This is a genomic window from Microbacterium sp. NPDC058021, from assembly GCF_042885955.1.
Lineage (GTDB): Bacteria > Actinomycetota > Actinomycetes > Actinomycetales > Microbacteriaceae > Microbacterium.
In genome coordinates this window covers 124,423-146,416 of sequence record NZ_JBHVRF010000007.1, presented here as the reverse complement: position 1 = coordinate 146,416, position 21,994 = coordinate 124,423, and the positions used below count along the sequence as shown (strand labels likewise).

General features: G+C 68.7%; 19 protein-coding genes. 12 read left to right on the top strand and 7 right to left on the bottom strand.

Features of this window, described 5'->3' with window-relative positions:
- Positions 1–45: 45 nt before the first annotated feature.
- Together ACFVR6_RS15425 and ACFVR6_RS15420 are read left to right on the top strand one after the other, a co-directional pair.
- The gene (locus tag ACFVR6_RS15425) at positions 46–1,437 is read left to right on the top strand and encodes an MmgE/PrpD family protein (RefSeq protein ID WP_386964616.1); all 1,392 of its coding nucleotides are present in this window, start codon (positions 46–48) and stop codon (positions 1,435–1,437) included.
- 41 nt (positions 1,438–1,478) lie between these two features.
- On the top strand, positions 1,479–2,864 hold the full coding sequence (locus ACFVR6_RS15420) for an MmgE/PrpD family protein (RefSeq protein WP_386964615.1): 1,386 nt from the start codon (positions 1,479–1,481) through the stop codon (positions 2,862–2,864).
- A gap of 54 nt (positions 2,865–2,918) precedes the next feature.
- On the opposite strand, the gene ACFVR6_RS15415 is transcribed toward ACFVR6_RS15420, so the two are convergent.
- The 5 genes from ACFVR6_RS15415 to ACFVR6_RS15395 all read right to left on the bottom strand — a co-directional run bounded on the left by ACFVR6_RS15415 (position 2,919) and on the right by ACFVR6_RS15395 (position 8,315).
- Entirely contained in the window at positions 2,919–3,344 is a 426-nt protein-coding gene (locus ACFVR6_RS15415; protein WP_386964613.1) for a Zn-ribbon domain-containing OB-fold protein, read from the bottom strand.
- A 9-nt stretch (positions 3,345–3,353) separates the two neighbouring features.
- On the bottom strand, positions 3,354–4,511 hold the full coding sequence (locus ACFVR6_RS15410) for a thiolase family protein (RefSeq protein WP_386964612.1): 1,158 nt from the start codon (positions 4,509–4,511) through the stop codon (positions 3,354–3,356).
- A gap of 22 nt (positions 4,512–4,533) precedes the next feature.
- A complete protein-coding gene (locus ACFVR6_RS15405) occupies positions 4,534–5,709 on the bottom strand; it encodes a CaiB/BaiF CoA transferase family protein (protein WP_386964610.1) in 1,176 nt (391 codons plus the stop codon).
- Positions 5,706–6,932 (bottom strand): CaiB/BaiF CoA transferase family protein, encoded by a 1,227-nt coding sequence (locus ACFVR6_RS15400; protein ID WP_386964608.1) that lies wholly within the window; start codon positions 6,930–6,932, stop codon positions 5,706–5,708. The genes ACFVR6_RS15405 and ACFVR6_RS15400 overlap by 4 nt, the downstream gene beginning before the upstream one ends.
- A gap of 246 nt (positions 6,933–7,178) precedes the next feature.
- The gene (locus tag ACFVR6_RS15395; protein WP_386964607.1) at positions 7,179–8,315 is read right to left on the bottom strand and encodes a hypothetical protein; all 1,137 of its coding nucleotides are present in this window, start codon (positions 8,313–8,315) and stop codon (positions 7,179–7,181) included.
- Positions 8,316–8,463: 148 nt separating this feature from the next.
- On the opposite strand from ACFVR6_RS15395, the gene ACFVR6_RS15390 reads away from it, so the two are divergent.
- The 3 genes from ACFVR6_RS15390 to ACFVR6_RS15380 all read left to right on the top strand — a co-directional run bounded on the left by ACFVR6_RS15390 (position 8,464) and on the right by ACFVR6_RS15380 (position 12,103).
- Positions 8,464–9,678 (top strand): MFS transporter, encoded by a 1,215-nt coding sequence (locus ACFVR6_RS15390; RefSeq protein WP_386964606.1) that lies wholly within the window; start codon positions 8,464–8,466, stop codon positions 9,676–9,678.
- A 194-nt stretch (positions 9,679–9,872) separates the two neighbouring features.
- A complete protein-coding gene (locus tag ACFVR6_RS15385; protein ID WP_386964605.1) occupies positions 9,873–11,573 on the top strand; it encodes a tripartite tricarboxylate transporter permease in 1,701 nt (566 codons plus the stop codon).
- On the top strand, positions 11,570–12,103 hold the full coding sequence (locus ACFVR6_RS15380) for a tripartite tricarboxylate transporter TctB family protein (RefSeq protein WP_386964603.1): 534 nt from the start codon (positions 11,570–11,572) through the stop codon (positions 12,101–12,103). Before ACFVR6_RS15385 ends, ACFVR6_RS15380 begins: the two co-directional genes overlap by 4 nt.
- Positions 12,104–12,155: 52 nt before the next feature.
- Here the strand turns inward: ACFVR6_RS15380 and ACFVR6_RS15375 are convergent, their stop codons facing one another.
- Together ACFVR6_RS15375 and ACFVR6_RS15370 are read right to left on the bottom strand one after the other, a co-directional pair.
- Positions 12,156–12,845: a GntR family transcriptional regulator gene (locus ACFVR6_RS15375; RefSeq protein ID WP_386964601.1), complete on the bottom strand. Its 690-nt coding sequence runs from the start codon at positions 12,843–12,845 to the stop codon at positions 12,156–12,158.
- A 103-nt stretch (positions 12,846–12,948) separates the two neighbouring features.
- The gene (locus ACFVR6_RS15370; RefSeq protein ID WP_386964599.1) at positions 12,949–13,722 is read right to left on the bottom strand and encodes an enoyl-CoA hydratase/isomerase family protein; all 774 of its coding nucleotides are present in this window, start codon (positions 13,720–13,722) and stop codon (positions 12,949–12,951) included.
- A gap of 68 nt (positions 13,723–13,790) precedes the next feature.
- Between ACFVR6_RS15370 and ACFVR6_RS15365 the strand changes: the two genes are divergently transcribed.
- The 7 genes from ACFVR6_RS15365 to ACFVR6_RS15335 all read left to right on the top strand — a co-directional run bounded on the left by ACFVR6_RS15365 (position 13,791) and on the right by ACFVR6_RS15335 (position 21,992).
- A complete protein-coding gene (locus ACFVR6_RS15365; RefSeq protein WP_386964597.1) occupies positions 13,791–14,486 on the top strand; it encodes a GntR family transcriptional regulator in 696 nt (231 codons plus the stop codon).
- Between the two features lie 104 nt (positions 14,487–14,590).
- Positions 14,591–16,054, top strand: coding sequence for an FAD-dependent tricarballylate dehydrogenase TcuA (gene tcuA / locus ACFVR6_RS15360; RefSeq protein ID WP_386964595.1), 1,464 nt, complete (start codon positions 14,591–14,593; stop codon positions 16,052–16,054).
- Entirely contained in the window at positions 16,051–17,469 is a 1,419-nt protein-coding gene (locus ACFVR6_RS15355; protein WP_386964593.1) for an MmgE/PrpD family protein, read from the top strand. Before tcuA ends, ACFVR6_RS15355 begins: the two co-directional genes overlap by 4 nt.
- A gap of 97 nt (positions 17,470–17,566) precedes the next feature.
- The gene (locus ACFVR6_RS15350; protein WP_386964591.1) at positions 17,567–18,613 is read left to right on the top strand and encodes an ABC transporter ATP-binding protein; all 1,047 of its coding nucleotides are present in this window, start codon (positions 17,567–17,569) and stop codon (positions 18,611–18,613) included.
- Positions 18,610–19,428, top strand: coding sequence for an ATP-binding cassette domain-containing protein (locus ACFVR6_RS15345; RefSeq protein WP_386964589.1), 819 nt, complete (start codon positions 18,610–18,612; stop codon positions 19,426–19,428). The genes ACFVR6_RS15350 and ACFVR6_RS15345 overlap by 4 nt, the downstream gene beginning before the upstream one ends.
- 34 nt (positions 19,429–19,462) lie before the next feature.
- Positions 19,463–20,977, top strand: coding sequence for an ABC transporter substrate-binding protein (locus ACFVR6_RS15340; RefSeq protein WP_386964587.1), 1,515 nt, complete (start codon positions 19,463–19,465; stop codon positions 20,975–20,977).
- A 7-nt stretch (positions 20,978–20,984) separates the two neighbouring features.
- Positions 20,985–21,992 (top strand): ABC transporter permease, encoded by a 1,008-nt coding sequence (locus ACFVR6_RS15335; RefSeq protein ID WP_386964585.1) that lies wholly within the window; start codon positions 20,985–20,987, stop codon positions 21,990–21,992.
- Positions 21,993–21,994: the final 2 nt, after the last annotated feature.

The following is a 21,994-nucleotide window of genomic DNA, read 5'->3' as shown; positions in this document are numbered from 1 at the left end:
AGGTTCCGCCCGCGTCAGCGGCGACAGAGCAGAATCGAGGCCCCCATGCCAGCAGCGGCGACAGCGCCCGCGCGCGTCGAGGAAGAGACCGGCGCAGACGCCACGCGGCGGATCGCGCAGTGGGCGAGCGCGGCGGAGGCGCCCACGCTTCCCCTCGAGGTGCGGCACCACGGGCGGCGCATGATCATCGACTACCTCGCCGCCGCGGCGGCGGGAAGCGGGACGGAGCTCTCCCGCACCCTGCGCGAGCACTTCCGCGTGACCGAGCCGGGTCAGGCCGCGACCGTCATCGGGGGCCCGCGCCTCACGGCGACGGCAGCCGCGTACGTCAACGGCGCCGCGGCCCACGGCCTGGAGCTCGACGACGGCTACACCCCCGGCTCCGTGCACCCGGGCGCGTGCGTCGTGCCGGCGGTGCTGGCGGCGGGTGAATCGCGCGGCGCGAGCATCGACGACGTGGCCGCCGCCGTGGTGGTGGGCGTGGAGGTCACGGCCCGCATCGCCGAGGCCGGTCACCCGAGCGTGCTGCGGGCGGGGTTCCACAACACCCCGGTGGCCGGAGTGTTCGGTGCGACAGCGGGGGTCGGCCGGCTGCTGCGCCTGTCGCCCGACGCCCTGTCCGGCGCCCTGGGCCTGGCCGGCTCCGCCGCAGGTGGATTGCGCGAGTACCACGCGGATGGCTCGGAGGTGAAGCGGCTGCACACCGGCAAGGCGGCTCGCGACGGTGTGATGAGCGCCCAGCTCGCCGGCGCCGGCATCGCCGGTCCCCACACGATCCTCGAGGGGCACGACGGCTACTTCGCCGCCTTCGCCCGGGGCACGTGGAAGCCGGACGTGCTGCTGGACGGCCTCGGCACCACCTGGCGCGCGATGCGCACCTACGTCAAGCCCTACCCGTGCTGCCGGCATCTGCACGGCGCGATCGACGCGGCGCGGCAGCTGCGCGCCGCCGTGGGTGATGACCTCACCCGCATCGAGCAGATCCGCATCGGCACCTTCGACCTCGCCGCGCGGCTGGACCGCACCAGCCCGTCCACCGTCATGCAGGCGCAGTTCAGCCTGCCGTTCGCGGTCTCCGCCGCGCTCCGCCACGGCACGGTCGACCTCGGCACCTTCGAGCCGGAGGGTCTGGCAGACCCCGTCGTGCGGGCGCTCGCCCAGCGCGTGAGCGTCCATCTCGACGAATCGGCTCAGGCGGCGTACCCGCGCGAGCGGGCCGCCGAGGTGGAGATCACGCTCCACGGCGGCCAGGTGCTGCGCACGCGCGTGCACCACCCGCTCGGCGAGCCGGAGAACCCGCTCAGCGACGCCGACATCGAGCAGAAGTTCCGCACGCTCGCCCTCCCCGTCCTCGGCGCATCGCGCGTGGACGAGGCGCTGGAGCAGGCATGGCGCGGCAACGATCTGCAGGCGCTCACCTCCGCCCTGGCGGAGTAGACCGGACCACCCCGGCGGCATCGCCGCCGCGAAAGGACATCATGGACCACGCGGGCGCGCCCACCGGCGAACCTCTGCTCACCACGTTCGCCCGATGGATCGCGTCGGAGGACCTGGCCATCCCCGACGACGTGCGCCGCCACGCGCGGCTGGCGATCCTCGACACGGTCGGAACGACGATCGGGGCGCGGCTGAGCCCTGATTTCGATCAGGTCTCCCCCTTCATCGACGAGGCCGAACCCGGCACGAGCTCACCTCTCATCGGGCGTGCCGGGCGCGCGTCGACATCGGATGCCGCCTTCATCAACTCCTTCGGGGCGCACCTGCTCGACTTCGACGACTCGCAGGGCGACATGGCGGGGCATCCGACCGCGGTGATCTTCCCCGCTGTGCTCGCGGTCGCCGAGCGCGACGGCGGATCGCTCCGCGACGTGGTGGACGCCTACGCGGTCGGGGTCGAAGTCGCCGCCCGGCTGGGACGCATCCTCAACCCCGACCATTACGACCTCGGCTGGCATCCCAGCGCCACGATCGGCGTCTTCGGCGCGGCCGCGGGCGCCGCCCGCCTGCTCGGCCTCGATGCCGCGCGCACGCAGGCCGCCCTCAGCCTTGCGGCGGCGTTCTCCAGCGGCATCAAAGCCTCCTTCGGCACCTCCGCCAAGCCGTTGCAGGTCGGACGGGCCGCGGCATCCGGAGTCCAGGCCGCGTTGCTCGCGAGGGCCGGCGCGACGGGTCGCGAGAACGCCTTCGAGCACGCGCAGGGCTATGCGCGGGTGTTCGAGCGCAAGGACCCGCAGGCTCTGCCCCTCACCACCGCACTCGAGGGGCTCGGCACGGAGTGGGCGCTCGTGCACCCGGGCATCATCATCAAGCAGTACCCCTGCTGCGGCAGCACGCATTCCGCGATCGAGTCGGCCGCCGCCCTCGCGCCGCTGCGATGCGAGGACATCGAACAGGTGCTCATCCACCTGCACCCCAAGCGCCGCGGGCACGTGGACCGGCCGGACCCGCGCAGTGAGCTGGATGCGAAGTTCAGCGTGCAGTACACCGTGGCGCGGGCACTGCTGGCGGGCACCGTCACCCTGACCGACTTCGCCGACTCCGCGCACCGGTCCGCCGATGCCGTGGCGATGCTCGCGAAGACGGTCGTCGCCGACATCGACGCGCCCGACACCTCGGTCGCCGACCGGTATGTCGCGTCGGTGACGGTGCGCACCACCGATGGCCGGTCGCTGCACCGGACGACGCCCGTCGCGTCCGGCCGGGAGCCGGGCCGGATGCTCCCCGCGGCGAAGATCATCGCCAAGTACGAGAACTGCGTCGCGCCCTACCTCGCCACCGATCGCGCGGCGGCGCTGCGCGACCTGATCCTGGGCATCGGCGCCGAGTCCGCCGGCGACCTGCTGCGCCTCACGCAGCCGGAATGACAAGAGGGGGTGGATGCCGCTCGCGTGGCATCCACCCCCTCTTTCGTGTCCGCCTCAGGCCGGGGCGGGCGACGCTGAGCGATCGAGTGCAAATCGCGGCAGGACGAAGCCGTCGGGCATGGTGCTGTACCGCAGGACCACGCGCTCGCCGATCCAGGAGCCCTCGGGCTCCGGGCCTTCGAGGTTGCTGATCAGCAGCGGTCCCTCCTCCAGGCGCACCGCGATGACCGAGTGCGGCGCCGGATAGGCGGGCAGGTAGGTCTTGTGGAACACGACCCAGCTGAGGATCGTGCCCCTGCCGCTCACGCGCTCCCAAGTGGATTCCTCGGAGTTGCATTCTGCGCAGATCGGGCCGGCCGGGTAGCGCCACAGTCCGCACTCGGCGCAGCACTGGAGCTTGAGGTCCCGCTGCTCGACGGACTCCCAGAACGGGATGTCGTGGACGAGGGGGACGGGGCGGGGGGTGGGAGCGGGCTCCATGGGATTCTCCTATCGTCCGTAGATGACCGACATGCACTTGCCGGCGACATCGGAGGTGTAGTGGACGGTCTGCGCGCCGGCGACCTGTCGGTCCCCGGCGGTGCCGCGCAGCTGACGCACCGCCTCGAGCTGGTGGTTCCACCCCTGCATGTACGACTCCGAGAGGTGGCCGCCGTGGGTGTTCACCGGCAGCGCGCCGCCGGGACCGATCCCCTTCTCCGTGAGGAACTTCGCGACGTCGCCGACCTCGCAGTAGCCGTAGCCCTCGAGCGCGAGGGGCACGTGCACCGAGAAGCTGTCGTACGCGAGCATGACGTCCATGTCGTCCGGTCCGATGCCCGCCATCTCGTATGACGACGCCCCCGCCTGCTGCTGCGCCGGAAGGTAGTAGTCGGTCAGCCGCGGCTCGAGGCTCGTCGCGCCGGTGTTCAGATCCGACCGGCCGGTGCCGAGGATGTAGACCGGGTCCGGCCGCATCCGCTGGGCGTACTCCGCGTCCGCGATGATGAGGGCCACGCCGCCGTCGTTGACGAGGCAGTAGTCGAACACGTGCAGCGGCTCGCACACGTACCGCGACTGCAGGTAGTCGTCGATCGTGATCTGCTTGCGCTGGATGGCGGCTTCGTTCATGCTCGCCCACGCGCGCTGCGCGACGGCGACCTGCCCCATGTCCGCTTCCGAGAGTCCGCGCTCGTGCTGATAGCGGCGCAGGGTCAGCGCGTACAGCGCACCCTGCGAGGTCATGCCCCAGGGGGAGTGGTAGACGTACGAGAGGAACGACTGCCCGCCCATGGCGCTCGGGCCGCCGTACTGCGTGCCGGCGGAGCGCTGGTCGTTGCCGTAGACCAGCGCGATCACCTTGGCGTAACCGGCCTCGATGGCCATCTGCGCCTGCAGGATCGACTGCACGGCATCCGCTTGACCGCCCCAGCGGACGTTGAGGCCGAGGACCTCGCCCATCCGCTCGTAGGCGGTCGTCGGCCCCACGATGAGTCCGTCGATGTCTTCCTTCGGGATGCCGGAATCGCGCAGTGCGTCTTGGAAGGCGCGTGCGGCGTAGCCGACCGAGTCCGCCGGCTTCTCACCGGCGCGCACTCGCCTCCAGTCTCCGCTCCAGTCGGTCTGGCCGATGCCGATGATCGCCGTCGCGCGTCGCGTACGAGTCATGTTCTCCTTCTCCCGCTCGTCTCTAGCTGAGGATGTCGGTCGTGCGCAGGTCTGCGATCTCCTGCGGGCTCAGGCCCAGCAGCTGTGCGCAGATCTCGTCGGTGTGCTGGCCGAGCAGCGGTGCCGGGGTGGTCGGCTGCACCTCGTGGCGGGCGAACCGGAACGGCTGGCCGTTGTAGAGGGTGCGCCCCATCTCGGGGTGCTCCAGGATGCGCCAGTGCTCCCGGTGCGTCAGCTGCGGATCCGCGATGACCTCCGGCGGCGACAGCACGGGGGCGGCGGGGATGCCCGCCGCCTGCAGCGCATCGGCGAGTTCCCGGTTGCCGCGGGCCGCGACGGCGGCGGCGACGTCGCCCCGGCCGTGCTCGCGAGAGATCCCGGCAGGCAGTCCCAGCGTCGCCAGCATCGCGTCCCAGTCCGGCGGTGTCGGGGTGGAGATGGCGATCCAGTCATCGTCGCCCGCCGTGGGAAGCACGTCCTGCCAGTAGAAGCCTTCGCCGCTGTTGCCGAGCGGATCGCGGTCGTTTCCGTTGGCCGTCCAGTCCAGCAGTTCCGGGCCGAGGGTTGCGAGCATGGCCTCGGTCTGGGCCATGTCGATGCGCTGGCCGCGGCCGGTGCGGCGGCTGTGACGCAGGGCGGCGAGCATCGCGAACGCCGCGTGGCCGGGATTGGGGATGTGGTCGGGGTAATTCGTACCGGTGCCGGCCGGTGCGAGACCGGGAATGCCGCTCAAGTGGTGCAGCCCGGTGATGGCGCTCATCATCGCGCCGTATCCGCGGGCGTGGCGTTCGGGGCCGCTGTCGCCGTTCATCGACATGGAGAGATAGACGATGCGCGGATTGACCTCGGCCACCGCCTCGTAGCCGAGGCCCAGGCGCTCCATGACGCCCGCAGAAAAGTTGTTGCAGACCAGTTCGGCCTGGGCGATCAGCCGCAGCGCGATGTCGACGGCCGCGGGCTCCTTGAGGTTGAGCAGCATGCTGCGCTTGCTGGTGTTGCGGTCGGCGAAGTAGCCGCTGCGGTTCACCCCGCTTTGTCCGTCTGCGAAAGGCGGGCTCAGGCGGATGCCGTCGACCTTCTTCGTGCTCTCGATCTTGATGACCTCGGCGCCGAGGTCGGCGAGGATCTTCGTCGCGTACGACCCGGCACCGACCCAGCTGAAGTCGATGACGCGCACGCCCGTCAGTGGACGTCTCATGCGATGGCTCCGTCCCGGCGCAGTTCGTCGATGGTCGACGAGGAGAAGCCGACTTCCGCCAGGATCTCCTCGGTGTGCTCGCCGGGCCGCGGCGCCGGTCGACGGTGCTGCCAGGGCGTGCCGTCCAGTCGGTAGGGGGCGCCCGGCGCATCGGCGCGCGCCTGGCCGATCGCCGTCGGGGTGAAGAACTCCCGCGCCCGCAGCTGCTCCGAGCGGTGCACTTCCGCCATGGTCATCACGGGGGAGAGCGGCACGTTCCAGTCGATGGCCGCACGCAGCAGCTCATCCTTGGAATGCTGGGAGGAGTAGCCGGTGAAGATCTCCCAGAAGAGGTCCTTCGCCTCGGCGCTCTCCACGAAGGTTCGCTGTCCCCAGCGCTCCTGCTGCAGGACCTGCGCGTCCGTGACGCCTTCGGAAGTCATCCACTCGACGAAGTTCGGCCAGAATCTGTTGCCGCCGATGCCGGCGGCGATGAGGAAGACGAACCCGTCGGCGCAGGGGAAGACACCGAACCCCGCCTGCTTCTGCGTGCCGCCGTGGCGGCGGCGCACGTGACCTTCGAGGTCGTAGTACTGGATCGCGTTCTCGAGGCCGAGTGAGACACACTCCTGCACCGACACGTCGATGAGTTCCCCTCTCGCGTCCCCCTCCGCGAGGAGGGCGGACATCGATGCCACCGCGCCGAACAGGCTGCCGGCGCGGAAGGACTGGTGTCCGGCCGGCTGCACCGGCGGACCGTCCTCATAACCGCCGAGCCAGAGCATCCCGCCGAATGCCATGCACGTGGCATCCGTCGCCCGGTAGTGCGCGTACGGACCGCTCAGCCCGAAGGGGGTGATGACCGTCGTCGTGAGGGTGGGGAACATCTCGCCGAGCATGTCGTAGGAGAAACCCTCGGCGCCGAGGTCATGCTGCGTCTTGTCATCGAGAAGGAGATCGGCCGATGCGACGAGGCGGGCGAAGGCGGAGCGACCCCCGCTCGTGGCGAGGTCGATGCCGATCGACCGCTTGTCGGCGTTGTCATAGGCGAATCGCAGGCTCGCACCCGACGACGCGGCCAGCGGCGGCGCCGCACGGTAGCTCGAGCCTGCCGCGGGCTCGACGAGGATGACGTCGGCTCCCAGCTGCGCGAACAGTCGACCGCAGTAGTTCGCGATCTCCCCGCCCAGGTCGAGGATGCGCAGGCCTTCCAGCGCGCCGGCAGGCGGCAAGGTCGTGGTCATCGCTGCTCCTCTTCACTGAGTAGATATAATCTATATAATACACAATGAAAGATCAATGCCTTCGTTTGGAGAGCAGTTGCTCCCGGCGCGGCCGCCGCGGTACGTGAACGACGGGCGAATACTCACTCGGTGGTGCGAATGCTCACTCGGCAGCGCGAATGCTCACTCAGCAGCGGGGGCAGACGCAGTGCCCCGCTGTCGATGACGCGGGTCGCGTCACGGACAGGCGGGGCACTGGGCGTCGGGTCAGCCGCGCGAGAGGTCCGCGCCGTACTCGCTCTTGGCGTAGTCCGTGAGCCAGTCGATGATGTCCTGCGGGGGGTTGTACAGGGCGGCGTCGACGTCGGCCTCGAGGGAGTCGCCCGTGAGCAGCTCGTACCCGCCGAGCGCCTCGCGCACGGCATCGAAGGCCGGGTCCTTCTGCATGTCGATGATGGCTTGGCGATACGCCTCGACGGCCACAGCGGGAGCCTCGTCCTGGATCCACATCTGCTTCTGCAGGTTCTGGCCGATGAGGACGAGGTACTTGTAGGCCTCGAGCATGTCCGCGTCGGGAAGCGTGCCGTGCTTCTCCTGGTAGAGCTCGACGGCGTGGGGCAGGTCGGGGAAGGCCGGGTCGCGCACCAGCTCGCCGTCCTCCATGAGACCGATCGTGTAGACCGGGGTCGCCTCGCCGCGCTCGACGAGAGGGGCGATGGATTCGAGGTATGCGGCCGTGGACTGTCCGTCGATGGTGACCTCGCCCTGGCTGAACGCGATCTGCACCGCGCTGCGGGACTGATAGCCCCAGACGTGCGAGACGTCGAGTCCGAGCAGGTCCATGCCCAGCACTCGCGGGAACTCGCCGCCGCCGGGAGTGATGCCGCCATAGACCAGAGGGCTGGTGGTTTCCAGCAGGCTGGCGGAGTCCGTCACGCCGGTGGAGGGCGCCACATACTGCGTGCCGCCCGCCGGGATGCCGGCGATCGGGGTGAAGTCGTTGTAGTCGAAGTCCACCGCCGGGTCGCCGAACAGGACGGCGGTGTTGGTGGATGAGGACGTCATGAGGATCGTGAGTCCATCGGCGTCGGACCGGGCGAACTCGTTCGTTCCGAGCACCCCGTTTCCTCCCTCGATGTTCTCGATCTGGATCTTCGGGTTGCCCGGGATGTGCTCGGTGAGAAGCGATGCGAGCGCCCGCGCGGAGGTGTCGGTGCCGCCGCCCGCCTCGTAGGGGACGATCCAGCGGATCGTCTGACCTTCGAAGAACTCCGCGGGGTCATCCGTCTCGCGGACGTCGGAGGGCCGCGTGCAGCCGGTGAAGAGGAGGGCGAGGGCTCCGACGCCGGCGGCCACGGCCAGCGTGCGGCGCGTGCTGCGCGTCTTCGTGGAAGGGGTGATCATGCTTCTCCTCGGCTTGGAACTCTCGAAGGGACGTCGCGGCCGCTCGGGCCATCTGCCTCCCGTCCACAACTTTGTGGATTGTGTAGACCGTAAGATATAGAAGACTCAGTTCACAACACCTTTCGCAATCGGCCCGACGAGGAGCGCGATGGTCCGCATCTTCGAGCGAGCCGTGCCGTGGGGTCTGGTCGCTGTGATGGCGGGCACTGCCGTGCTGAGTCACGGGCTGAGACCCCTGGCGGGATACCGCGCCGTCGAACTGGATGCCTCCGCGTTCGAGATCGGCCTGCTCGCGTCCGCCTTCGCCCTGGGGGCACTCGTCCTCGCCCTTCCCGGCGGGCGGCTGATCGACCGCATAGGACCAGGCCCGGTGATCGTCATCGCGTGTCTGATACTGCCGGGGTCGGTGGCGGGGATGGCGATAGCGGTTTCGCTCCCCCTGCTGCTTGCCAGTGCGTCGGTGTTCGGCGTCGGCCAGATCCTTGCGGTGGTGGCGCTGCAGTCGGCGGTGGCGCGGGATCGTACGACGTCGCAGTTGGATCGTGTCTTCGGATGGTTGACAGCCGGCACGTCCGTGGGTCAGATTGTCGGGCCGCTTCTTGCCTTGGCGCTGCCGGGACTCCTGTCCACGGGGGCCACTGCTGCAGGGCTGCTCGTCCTCCTGGTTTTCTCTGCCACCGTCGGTGTGGGAGGTGCGATCGTCGGCATGCGGCTCCGCAACGCGGTGCCCCATGTGCGCGCGCCCCGAGGCGGGGGGCGCGCACGTACCCTCCGGGTGCCCGGGATGCCGGTGGCATTCCTTGCCAGCGGTGTCGTGCTGGCGTGTCTCGACCTGCTCACCGTCTTCCTCCCGCTGTGGGCGGCGGAGAACGGGGTCGCGCGGTCTGCGGCGGGACTACTTCTTGCGGTGCGTGGCGCGGTGTCCCTGGCCAGTCGTGTGGGTCTGGCTTCCCTGGCCCGGCTTGTCTCCCGGCGCATCCTTATCGTGGGGTCGACCTTCGCCGGCGCGGTGGCGTTCGCGCTTTTGCCCAGCCTGGACTTCTGGGGTGCAGCGGTGGCCATGGTGGTGATCGGCTTCGGCCTAGGGCTCGTGCAGCCGCTCACCCTCACTTGGGTGGTCAGTGCGGTTGCGCCCTCGGTCCGAGGCTCTGCGCTGGGGTTGCGGATGATGTCGAATCGTCTGCTGCAAGTCGTCCTGCCCCTGGGTGTCGGGGCCCTGTCGGCCCCCCTGGCGTTCCTCGGTACCGCCAGCTCTCGCAGCCTGATCCTGTCCGGCGTGGCTCTCTTCGTGAGTGCGACGCTCAGTGCGGGGGCGAGGTGGAGCACGGAGGAATCCGGCCCCGACCAACGATTCGACAAATGATTCTGTACAGAATATATAAAACCAGTTAGGCTCGGCGATCTGGCCCCCTGCAGTGCTGCATGGGCCGGTCCTCCCCGCAACGCTGCGAACGAGATCCTGGAGAATGCCAATGCTGTCACCGACCCAGAGCGTCACGGCCACGGCCGAATCGAGTGGCCCAGCCGTACGTCATGCGTCATCCGTGAGGGACCGTCGTGCTTGAGGCGGCACTGGAAGCGCTCACTCAGATCTTCACGCTGGAGCGCATGGGATGGTTGATGCTCGGGGTGCTCCTCGGGCTCTTCCTCGGCTTCGTGCCCGGTATCGGCGGCGTCGTCGGCATGTCGCTGCTCCTGCCGTTCATCTACGGCATGGACCCGTATACGGGCATCGCGCTGATGATCGGCATGGTCGCGGTGATGCACACCGGTGATACCTTCCCCGCGGTGCTCATCGGACTCCCCGGCAGTGCCGGCGGTCAAGCCACGATCATGGACGGCTATCCGATGGCCAGAAAGGGGCAGGCGGGGCGGGCGCTCGGTGCTGGCTTCTTCGCCTCGATGCTCGGCGGCCTCTTCGGCGCCGCGGTGCTGTTCGCGGTGTTGCCCATCGCGCGACCGATCGTCTTGGCCTTCGGGTCGCCCGAGCTGTTCATGATGACGCTTATCGGGCTGAGCCTCGTCGCGATCCTCAGCAAGGGAGCGCCGCTGAAGGGCGTGCTGGCGGGACTGCTCGGCATGCTCATCAGCACGGTGGGCATCGCGCCCGCCTCGACGGACCTGCGCTTCACCTTCGACCTGGGCTACCTGTACGGCGGGTTCGGCCTCGTGCTGATCGCCCTCGGTGCCTTCGCGATCCCCGAGATCATCGAACTCTTCGTGGAGAACAAGAAGATCGCGAAGGACGCAGCCAAGCTCAACGGCGGCATCGCAGAGGGAATGCGCGACACCATGACGAACTGGCGCCTTGTGCTCCAGGGCTCAACGATCGGCTCCGTGCTGGGCATGATCCCGGGCATCGGCGGCGCTGTCATCAACTGGCTCTGCTATGGACTGGCGGCGAGCACCATCCGCAAGAACAACCGGTTCGGACGCGGTGATGTCCGAGGCGTGATCGCACCTGAGGCCGGCAACAACGCGTCCGAGGGCGGCAACATGGTCCCGACCATGCTGTTCGGCATCCCGAGCGGTGGGACGACGGCCATCATCCTCGGCGCGCTCGTGCTGATGGGTGTGCAGCCCGGGCCGTCGATGCTCGAAGAGGAGAACATGCCGTTCCTCCTCACGATCGTGTGGACCCTGGCCATCGCGACCGTGATCGGCACCGGCCTGTGCATCCTGCTGGCGCGGCCGATCTCCCTGATGACGATCGTGCCGGCCCGCCGGGTCGCACCGTTCCTCGTCATCATCATCATCCTGGCGGCCTACCAGACCAGCAGGAACTGGGCCGACATCGCGGTCGTCCTCATCCTCGGCATCATCGCCTTCGTGATGAAGCAGCTGCAGTGGCCGCGCATCCCCCTCCTGATCGGGTTCGTTCTGGGCCCGGCGTCGGAGCGTTATTTCACCGTCAGCATCAGCCGCTTCGGATTCGAGTGGCTGACCCGGCCCAGCGTCCTGGTCCTCGGGCTCATCCTCGTCGCCGCGATCGTCTTCGGTGCGCGCCAGCAGCGCAAGATCATGCTGGCCCCGAAAAAGATCGAGCATGATGTGGCCGAGCGAGCGGCCGCGCTCCCGCCGACGGTCACCGTCAAGACGCTGCGCACCGCGCGTCAGCGGCGCAACGCGCTCAAGTCCGTCACGCGCACCACGCCTGGCGCCGTCGCCGTCGACGAGCGCGACGCCGATGCCGATGACGACGCCGACGGCACGTTGGACGGCGGCAGTGCCGGCGCCGGAAGGAAGGACCCGTCATGACCACCCAGACCGACATCGCCGCGGAGGAGACACAGGCCGCGCCGGAGGAGGCCCTCACGACGAAGGTCCTGCGACTCGCGTTGGCGGCCGCCGTCGTCGGCATCGGTGTCTTCGGTGCCGTCGGTGCTTCCGGCTTCTCTGAGGTGGCACGGCGCTTTCCGCTGTACATCTCGCTGGGCATCGTGATCATCGGCACCATCGTCTTGATCCGAGAGGTCATGATCATGGTGCGGGGAGGCGCGTTCAGCGCGGCCGCGTACGACTATCAGGTGGCCGATATGGCGCCGTCGACCGTGCTGCGCCGAGGGCTGCTCTGGTTCGGCATCGTCCTCGGCTTCATCGGCGTCATGGCGCTCGTGGGATACCTGGTGGCCGCTTTGGTGTTCCTGACGGTGACGCTCATCATCGGCGCGAAGATGCGGTGGTGGACGTCCCTCATCGCGGGCGTGATCGGAACCGGGGCGGTCTATGCCCTCGCCGAGGTGCTGGTCATTCCCCTTCCCGAGGGAATCTTCTACATCGGACTCTGAGGGTCCCGCGGCAGCCGCACGGGTGCCGCGGGGGCTGGGGGAGCGGAGGGTGTCACTCCGGGGACGAGTTGTCGTTCCGCGCCGTCCGCTCACCCAGCGCGACCCGGACATGCTCGGCCATGAAGCGGCCTGCGTCATCGCCGCGGCCGGACTCCAACGCGGCGAGCACAGCCTCGTGCTCCTTCAGGAAACGCTCCACCTGCTCGGCGCTGTCCCACATGCTCGCTGAGCTGGGAATCGTCTTCTCCCAGATCGGGCGCATCAGATGGTCGGCGATATAGGGCGACCCCGCGCGCATTACGGCGAGGTGGAACTCGCGGTTGGCTCGGGAGAGCTCGGCGGCGTCGGCTCCCTCCCGAACGAGCCGGCGCATCTCGTCGTGGGCGGTGCGCAGTGCGCTCAGCGATGCGGCGTCGGCGCGTTCGCTGGCCAGTCGGGCGAGGAATCCCTCGACCTCCGCGCGGAAGAGATACAGGTCGCGCACGTCATGCTGGGGCATCTCGGTGACCGTAGCGCCCCGGTGGGGGGAGTAGTCGACCAACCCGTCGGATTCGAGTCGGCGCAGGGCTTCCCGAACGGGGGTGGCGCTTACGCCGTAGCGGGAGCTGACCTCGGTCTGGCGGATCTGCGCCCCGGGCGGGATGGTGCCGTCGCGCAACTCCTTCCGCAAGCGCTGGAAGACGTATTCCGCCTTGCTGAGCGGCCGCTGGTCGGCGCTGGGCTGGTCGATCGATCCGTCCATCCGCATCTTCCTCGATAGGGAGCCTTCACTCTATCCACATAGGTCGGCGATGTGACTTGTTGCGGGAATCGCGGGATGTCGGTCTGTGGCGCGACCGGATCGATCAGCGCCCCACGAAGCGTGGGGTGCGCTTCTCGGCGAACGCTCGGCGCCCCTCTGCGCGATCCTCCGTGTCGCGGAGCAGGCCGAAGGCGTAACGCTCCGCAGCGATGCCGGCTTCGAGGGGGACGTCCTGTGACATTGTGACGAGCTTCTTCGCTGCGGAGATGGCGAGGGGGGCGTTGCGGGCGATGGCCAGGGCGAGCTCCGAGGCGCGCTCCTGCAGGCGATTGAACGGGACGACCTCCTGGACCAGACCGATGCGCAGCGCCTCCTCGGCATTGATGCGCTCGCCGGTGAGGATCATCTTCATCGCGTTCGGGACGCCCACGACCCGGGGGAGCAACTGGGTCCCGGCGCTGCCGGGGATGCTGCCGATGCGCGCTTCCGGGAGCCCGAAGCTCGCATTCGCCGAAGCGATGCGGATGTCCGCCCGCAGCGCGATCTCGAGTCCCCCGCCCAGCGCATAGCCGTTGATCGCGCAGATGGTGGGCTTGGACACCGGGAAATCGGCCAGGAGGTGATCGCTGCGCCCACCGAACTCCTGGACGACGAGACTGTCGGTGCTCGCCGGCGCCGATTTGAGGTCCGCCCCGGTGGAAAACGACTTGTCGCCCGCGCCGGTGAGAACCGCGACCCGGATCTGGCTGTCGTCCGTGATCCGGCGGTAGATGGTGCGGAGCTCGGCGCGGGTGGGAGCGTCGAGCGCATTCAGTGCCTCGGGGCGATCGAGGGTGACCCAGGCGACGCCGTCGTCGACGATCAGGTGCGCTGTCATGCTGCTCCTTCGAAACGATATAGAGTATAGATAATATCTGCATCCTATACGTGAGGTAAGTTGTGCGGATGAGCACACGCGAACCCGAGGCTGGGGCCGGTCGGGCGGAGTCTTTCGAAAGGCCGCTGAGTAAGGCGGAGTACGTCCTGCAGCGCCTGCGGCAGGAGCTTGTCGACGGGGCGATCGAGCCCGGGGCGCAGATCCGTCAGGGCGACATCAGTGCGCGGTACGGCGTCAGTGCCACGCCGGTGCGCGAGGCGCTGCGGCAACTGGAGGCTGAAGGCCACGTCAGCTACTCGCCCCACCGTGGCGCGACGGTGAACACCATGCCGGAGGAAGACCTCTACGCGCTCTACCGGTTCCGTATCGAGGTCGAGAAACTGCTCGCGGAACTCGCCGTCGAACGCAACGACGCGGAGGCGCTTGGGGACGTGAAGCGCAAGCACGAGGAGCTCAAAGCCGCAGTTGCGGCGGGGCAAAGTGCTGAGCGGCTCTCGCAGCTGAATCGGGAGTTCCATCTGGCGCTCATGCGCGCCGGTGCTCCGTATATCGCGGACCGGGTCGTGCGGCCACTGTGGAAGACCGTGATCCCGACCTCGCAGAGCCAGTGGGACAGCGGCGACTCCGTCGCGGAGTTCCTCCACGCCCACGACGAGATCGTCTCCGCCATCGAGAAGGGCGACGCCACTCGGGCCGGCAAGCTCATGGGCGCACACGTCCAGGACGCCTATAAGGAGCGTCTCTCGCGACTCAAGGGGGAGTAGCTCCTCAGCCCTCTCGCGTCTGTATAGTCTATACAATCCTTTGTATATGCGATACATTCAGGGGAGCGGTCGATCGACGAAGTCGACCACCCCATGGAGGCGAAATGAGTGAGAAGTACGACGTCGTCGTCGTCGGCGGAGCCAGCGCAGGGTATGCAGCGGCGGTCGCTGCCAGCCATGCCGGCGCAGAACGGGTGCTGGTCATCGAGAAGGCGCCGCGCGACGAGGTGGGCGGCAACTGCCGATTCTCGAAGATGGGCTTCCGGGTCGTGCACGACGGTACCGACGACCTGTTCGAGCTGCTCAATTCCGATCAGCAGGAGGAGCTCAAGGGTCGCTTCAAGGTGCGCCCCTACACGAAGGAAGACTTCGCGAGCGACCTCAACCGCGTCACCAAGGGGCTGATGGACCCGGAGCTCGCCCGCACCCTGGTCGAGGACTCCCGCGACGCCATCGACTGGATGACCGAGCTCGGCCACAAGTGGCTGGCCTGGCAGACGCCGGTCGACCGCGACGGTGTGCTGGAGTTCCCCCCGGGCACGGTCCTCGGCCCGGTCGGCGGCGGCCTCGGTCTCGTCGAGCAGTGGATCAAGATCGGCGACGAACTCGGCATCGAGCTGCGCACGGGCACCCGCGTCTCCGGCATCCTGGGCGACTCCAACCGCGTGCACGGCGTCGTCATCGACGGCCCCGAGGGTCGCACCGAGATCGAGGCCAAAGCGGTCATCCTCGCCAGCGGTGGCTTCCAGGCCAGCGCCGAGCGTCGGGCCCGGTACCTCCCCCCGGGCTCGGACCTCATGAAGGTGCGCGGCAGCCGGCACAACACCGGCGAGGTGCTGGACATGGCCGTGCAGCTGGGCGCCGACACGTCGGGGCAGTGGCAGGGCGGTCACGCCTCGCCCATCGACGCGAGCGCGCCCAACGTCGAGGTCGACAACAAGGTCAACCGCTACGCCTACCCCTATGGCATCTCGGTGAACACGAACGGCGAGCGGTTCTTCGACGAGTCCGAGCGCCACCGCACGTACACCTACGCCAAGACCGGCTGGGCCGTGTCGCGTCAGCCCGACGGCATCGCGTACCAGATCTACGACCAGCAGGCGACGGCGCTGTTCCCCGACGCGTACCGCTCGGCGACGCCCTACCAGGCCGACTCGATCGCGGAGCTCGCCGAGAAGATCGGGATCGACCCCGTGGCGCTCGAGCGCACCGTGTCGGAGTACAACGCCTCCGTCAACGAGTCGGTCACCTACGACCCGACGGTCGAAGACGGCCGCAACGCGCAGGGCCTGGTGCCGCCCCACAGCAACTGGGCGCTGCCGATCGAGAAGGGTCCCTTCCTCGCCTACGCCGTCACCGGAGCGATCACGTTCAGCTTCGGCGGCGTCAAGACGAACGCGGACGGCCAGGTGCTCAACACCTCGCAGAAGCCGATCAAGGGTCTCTACGCCAACGGCGACATCGTCGGCATGTTCTACCACAACTACCCCTCCACCAGCGGCATGACCCGCAACGTGGTGTTCGGCGGCCGCGCCGGTGCGCATGCGGCCACCGAGGCAGGACGATGACGACCCTCGCCGCCGACGTGCGGGTCACCCGCGCCGTGGCGGAGTTCGCCTCGGGACTCGAGTACGCCCAGATCCCGACCGATGTGCTCGAGCGCACGCGCCTGCTGCTGCTGGACGGCATCGGATGCGGTCTGGTCGGGGCGAAGCTGCCGTGGGCGCGTAAGGCTGTCGAGGCCCTCGGCATCGTCGAGTCGGGCACCGGCGCCACGCTGTGGGGGTGGGGCAAGAGCGTCTCGCCCTCCAGCGCAGCGCTGCTCAACGGCACGTTCGTGCAGGGCTTCGAGCTCGACGACTTCCACGCGCACGGTGCGCTGCACTCCTCCGCGGTCGTCGTCACGGCGGCGATGGCGGCGGCGGACGTGCATCCCGATGCCACGGTGGGCGACCTCCTGCGCGCCTTCACCGTCGGCTACGAGGTCGGCCCGCGGGTGGGCATGGCCATGGGTGGCGGGCGTCTGAGCACCATCGGCTGGCACACCGGATCGGTGTACGGCACGGCCGCCTCCGCCGTCGCGGCGGGCTCGGTGTTCGGGCTGGATGCCGCGCAGATGGAAAGCGCCATCGGCAACTCGGTGACGCGGGCCAGCGGACTCATGGCGGCACAGTACAAGTCGATGGTCAAGCGCATGCACCACGGCATGGCCGCGCAGTCGGGTCTGGTGGGTGCCGCCCTGGCCAGCCGCGGCTTCGTCGGCACGGAGTCCGTCATCGAGCATCCCTACGGGGGTCTCGCTGCGGCGATCCTGGGCGACGCCGGCGAGGCGGACTTCACCAAGCTCACCGACGGGCTCGGTGACGAGTGGATCCTGAAGAGCATCGGCATCAAGCGGCACGCGTGCCTCATCATGCTCCACTCGACGATCGATGCCATGGTCGAGCAGCGCGGCGAGGGCCTGCGGGCAGACGATGTCCAGAGCATCCGCATCGGCGTGAGTGAGAGCGTCGCCCGCCGGACGTCCTGGGAGATGGAGCCGCCGGGGGAACCCTTGAGCGCGCAGATGAACCTGCGGTTCGCGACCGCCGTGGCGCTGCTGGACGGCGCCGCCTACGTCGAGCAGTTCTCGCGCGCGTCGCTCGCCCGGCCCGAGGTCTGGGATCTCATGCGACGCATCGACGTCGTGCATGACCCCCGCATCGACGAGCTCGGGCGTGCCCGGCGCTTCGTCACCGATGTCGAGATCCGCCTCGCGGACGGCTCGGTGCGGACGCTTCAGACCACGCCCCCGCAGGATCGGGAGTTCGACGGCGACGTCGTCAAGACGAAGTTCCGCGGTCTCGTGCGGGGGCTCGTCACCGATGAGCGCCTCGCAGCGATCGAGGACTTCGTGCTCACCGCCGGGCCGGACGTGCCCGCCGCAGCGCTCTCGGAACTTCTGGCAGCACCCGTCGAGCCCGCACTCGCGGACCTCGACTGAGTTCTGGAGGCGGGTCGCCGAAGTAAAACCCATTCGGCGACCCGCATATCCAGTATTCTATAGTTTATATTTAGTAGGTCTGTCAGGCTCTCGGGCGATGGCACAGCCTGCGTTCCTGACGATGGGAGTGGAAACGATGAAGTTGCCGACTCAACAAGGCGGATCCGACACGATCCTCCGGGTCGAAGGGCTCCGCGTGCAGTTCGGTGCGGTCAACGCGGTGGTCGACACATCGTTCGAGCTACGCAAGGGGGAGTTCCTCGGTGTCGTCGGCGAGTCGGGGGCCGGTAAGAGCGCCACCGCCAAGGCCATCGTCGGGTTGCTCGCCAAGAACGCCCGGGTCTCGGGGCGCATCGAGTTCGACGGGCACAACCTCGTCGAGGCGTCCCGCGCCCACATGCGCAAGGTGCGCGGCCGTCGCATCGGCTACATCTTCCAGGACGCGCTGACGGCGCTGGACCCGGTGTACACCGTCGGCTACCAGCTCGTCGAGGCCTACCGCGCGGCGAACCCGAAGGCGACGAAGGCCCAGGCGCGCCAGCGCGCCCTCGAGATCCTCGAGGAGGTCCAGATCCGCGACGCGCGCTCCCGGCTGGACGCCTACCCGCACCAGCTCTCCGGCGGCATGCGCCAGCGCGTTGCGATCGCGGTCGCGCTGATCGGCGACCCCGACATCATCATCGCCGACGAGCCCACGAGCGCCCTCGATGTCACCGTGCAGCAGCGCATCCTCGAGCTGCTGCAGAAGGTCTGCCGCGACCGCAACGCCGCCGTCGTCCTCATCACGCACGACCTCGGCGTCGTCGCGCAGACCTGTGACCGCGTGGTCGTCCTCTACGGCGGCATCGTCGCCGAGGAGGCCGGGGTCTTCGACCTCTTCGATGAGCCGCGGCATCCCTACACCAGGGCGCTGCTGGACACGCTGCCCAAGCGCGGCCAGAAGTCCGCGCTGCGCCCGATCCCGGGGCAGGCGGTGCCCGTGGTGGGGGAGGCCAGGTCCTGTCCGTTCGTGCACCGCTGCGCCTCGGCGACGCCCGTGTGCCACCAGCAGGTGCCCCAGCCGGAGCCGGTGGGCGCGAGCACCGTGCGCTGCTTCAACCCGCTCCCGCAGCCCTCGCTCCTGGCGGAAGGGGTACTCCGATGACCATCGCACTGGACGTCCGCAACCTCGACAAGGTGTTCCGGGCGGGAGGGCTGTTCGCCAAGAAGTCGGCCGTCCACGCCGTGAACGACGTGTCCCTGTCCGTCCGCGAGGGGACGACGATGGGCCTGATCGGCGAATCCGGCTCGGGCAAGTCGACGACCGCGCGCATGGTGTGCCGGCTGCTGACCCCGGACAGCGGGCAGATCTTCTGGCGCGGCAAGGACATCGTCAAGCTCTCGCGCAAGGACGCCGCCGAGGTGACGCGTGAGATCCAGATCGTGTTCCAGGACCCGGGCTCGTCGCTCAACCCGCGCTGGCGCGTGGGGTCCCTCGTCGCCGAGGGCATGCTGACGCACGGGCTCGGTGATGCGGCGCAGCGCCGTGCGCGGGTCGCGGAACTGCTGGAGATGTGCGGGCTGCCCGGCTCCGCCGCGGAGAAGTTCCCCCACGAGTTCTCCGGTGGTCAGCGCCAGCGCATCGCCATCGCCCGGGCGCTGGCCGTGGCGCCGAAGCTGCTCATCCTCGATGAGCCGGTCTCCGCGCTCGACGTGTCCATCCAGGCGCAGATCCTCACGCTCCTCCAGGACCTGCAGCGGGAACTCGGCATGACCTACCTCATGGTGTCGCACGACCTCGCCGTGGTCGAGCAGTTCTGCGACGACGTCTGCGTGATGCGCAACGGTCAGGTCGTCGAGCAGGGCGAGGCGGGCAGAGTGCTCAGCTCCCCCGCCGCGGAGTACACCCAAGAGCTCATCAACGCGCATCCCGAGCCCGATCCGCGACGATCGCGGCTTCGTGTCGAGAACGGAAGGTAAGACAGTGAATCCCCAGAAGCAACGACGCTCCAGGATGACCCGCACGCCCGCGCGGGCGATCGCCGTGGGCATCGCCGGCCTCGCGCTGGTCCTCACCTCCTGCGCGGGCGGATCGGGCCAGGCCGGCGGGTCGGTGCAGGGCACCGAGCTCGTCATCGCCCAGACCGAAGCGGTGCAGACGTTCGACCCGGCCGCCTTCCGCGGGCGGGCGACGCAGTACGTCGTGCGGCAGATCATGACCCCCCTCGTGGAGCTCGACAACGACCTGCAGGTCATCCCCGCTCTCGCCACGGACTGGGAGATGGTCTCGGACACCACCTGGCAGCTGAAGCTGCGGGACGACGTCACGTTCACCAACGGTGAGGCTTTCGATGCCGCCGCCGTGAAGTACAACTTCGACCGCATCCTCGACCCCGCCACGGCCTCGCCGCGTCGTTCTCTCGTGGTCACCCTCGACAGCGTCGAGATCGTCGACGAGCACACCGTCAACTTCCACACCACGCAGCGTGACGGGGCGTTCCCCCTTGCGCTCGCCTACATCGAGATGGCAGCTCCCGGCTATATGGAGGAGGTCGGTCCGGAGGAGTTCGCGAAGCACCCGATCGGCACCGGTCCGTTCGTCTTCGTGAGCAACAACCCCGGCCGCGGCATCATCATGGAGCGCAACGACGACTTCTTCGGCGACGTGGCGAAGGTCGAGCGCCTGGTGATCAAGATCATCCCCGAGACGGCGAGCCGCATCGCGGCGCTGCAGTCGGGCGAGGCGCACATCATCGGCAACGTGCCCGCGGACCTGGCCGCCACGCTGTTCGGCAGCACCGAGGCCGTCGCCGCCTCGGGCACCGAGGTGTGGCACCTGGGGATGCAGGTCGAGCGCGGCCAGTTCGCCGACAAGAGCGTCCGCCAGGCGATGCAGCAGGCGGTCAACCAGAAGGAGATCGCCGAGGCGGTCTTCGAGGGTGGGGCCGAGCCGTTGAACCAGCCGGCGTTCGAGAACATGAACTGCCACAACCCCGACTTCAAGGGCTACGAGTTCGACCCCGAGGAGGCGTCGAAGGTTCTCAGCGACCTTCCCGCCGTCACGCTCGACACCGTCGAGAGCGAGAAGCACGTCGCCGAGGCGATCGCCGGCCAGCTGCGCGCAGCCGGGCTGAAGGTGAACGTCAACTCGATGGAGGACGGCGCCTACCTCGCCCGCATCAACGCGGGAGACAGCGAGCTGTACCTGGCCAGTTGGGGTGCCGGTCGCGGCACCTGCGACGAGATCTGGCGTCAGCACTTCCACAGCACGACGCGCGAATCGCAGGTGTTCACCGGCTACACCTCCCCCGAGGTCGACCGGCTCATCGACACCGCGTTCAGCCACGTCCCCGACATGGACGCGGCGAACGAGTACTACGAGCCGCTCATCGAGATGCTGATGGACGACTCCCCGTGGGTGCCGATCGTCAACCCCGACCAGATCTACGGCGTCTCCACGTCGGTCAAGGGATTCGTCCCCTCGCCGATCGGGCAGTACAACGTCACCGGCGTCGAGCTGAAGGAGTGACGGCGGCATGATCGGCTTCATCGGACGCAGAGTCGCACAGGCGCTGCTGGTTCTGTTCGGCGCATCCATCATGGTGTTCCTCCTCGTGCGCGTGCTGCCGGGAGATCCGGTCGATCTCCTGTCGGCGGAGGAGGGGGCCACCGCGGAGCAGCGGGCGCTGCTGCGCGCGGAGATGGGACTGGATCAGCCCCTGCCGCTGCAGTACGCGACCTTCATCCTGCAAGCCATCCGGGGCGACCTCGGCATCTCGATCACCCAGCGCATCCCGGTGTCGACGGCGCTGCTGGAAGGGCTCGGCGCGACGCTGCAGCTGACGATCGCCGGCATGATCGTGGCCGTCTTGATCGCCCTGCCGCTCGCGCTCGTCTCCGCCCTCAAGCAGAACAGCGTGTGGGACCGCCTGGGCACCGTCGGCAGCATGTTCGGGGTCTCGATGCCGACGTTCTGGCAGGGCATCATGCTGATCCTCCTGCTGTGCGTGGCGTTTCCGATCTTCCCCACGGGCGGGATCATGGGGTCCTCGTACAACGTGCCGGTCGTGACGTACATGCCCATCATCGATGCGATGATCGCGGGCTCCCCGGATGCCGTCTGGTCCAACCTCCGCCACCTGGTCCTGCCGGCGATCACCCTCGGCACGTCCGCGGCGGCCATGCTGACCAGGCTTCTCCGCGCCAGCCTGCTGGAGGTGAAGAACCAGGACTTCGTGGATGCCCTGCGCGCCCGCGGCATCTCCGACGGGCGGGTCATCATGCACATGCTGCGAAACGCCCTGCCGACGACGGTCATCGTGTTCGGCTCGAAGCTGGGCACCCTGCTCGGTGGAACCCTCGTGATCGAGGTGGTCTTCAGCTGGCCGGGCCTGGGAGCGCTGCTGGTCGAGGCGATCAGCGCGCGCGACTACCCGGTCGTCCAGGGCGCCGTGCTCGTCGCCACGATCATGGTGATCCTCTGCAACCTGCTCGCCGACGTCGCCCAAGGGTGGCTCGATCCGCGCGTGCAGTACGCGAAGTGAAG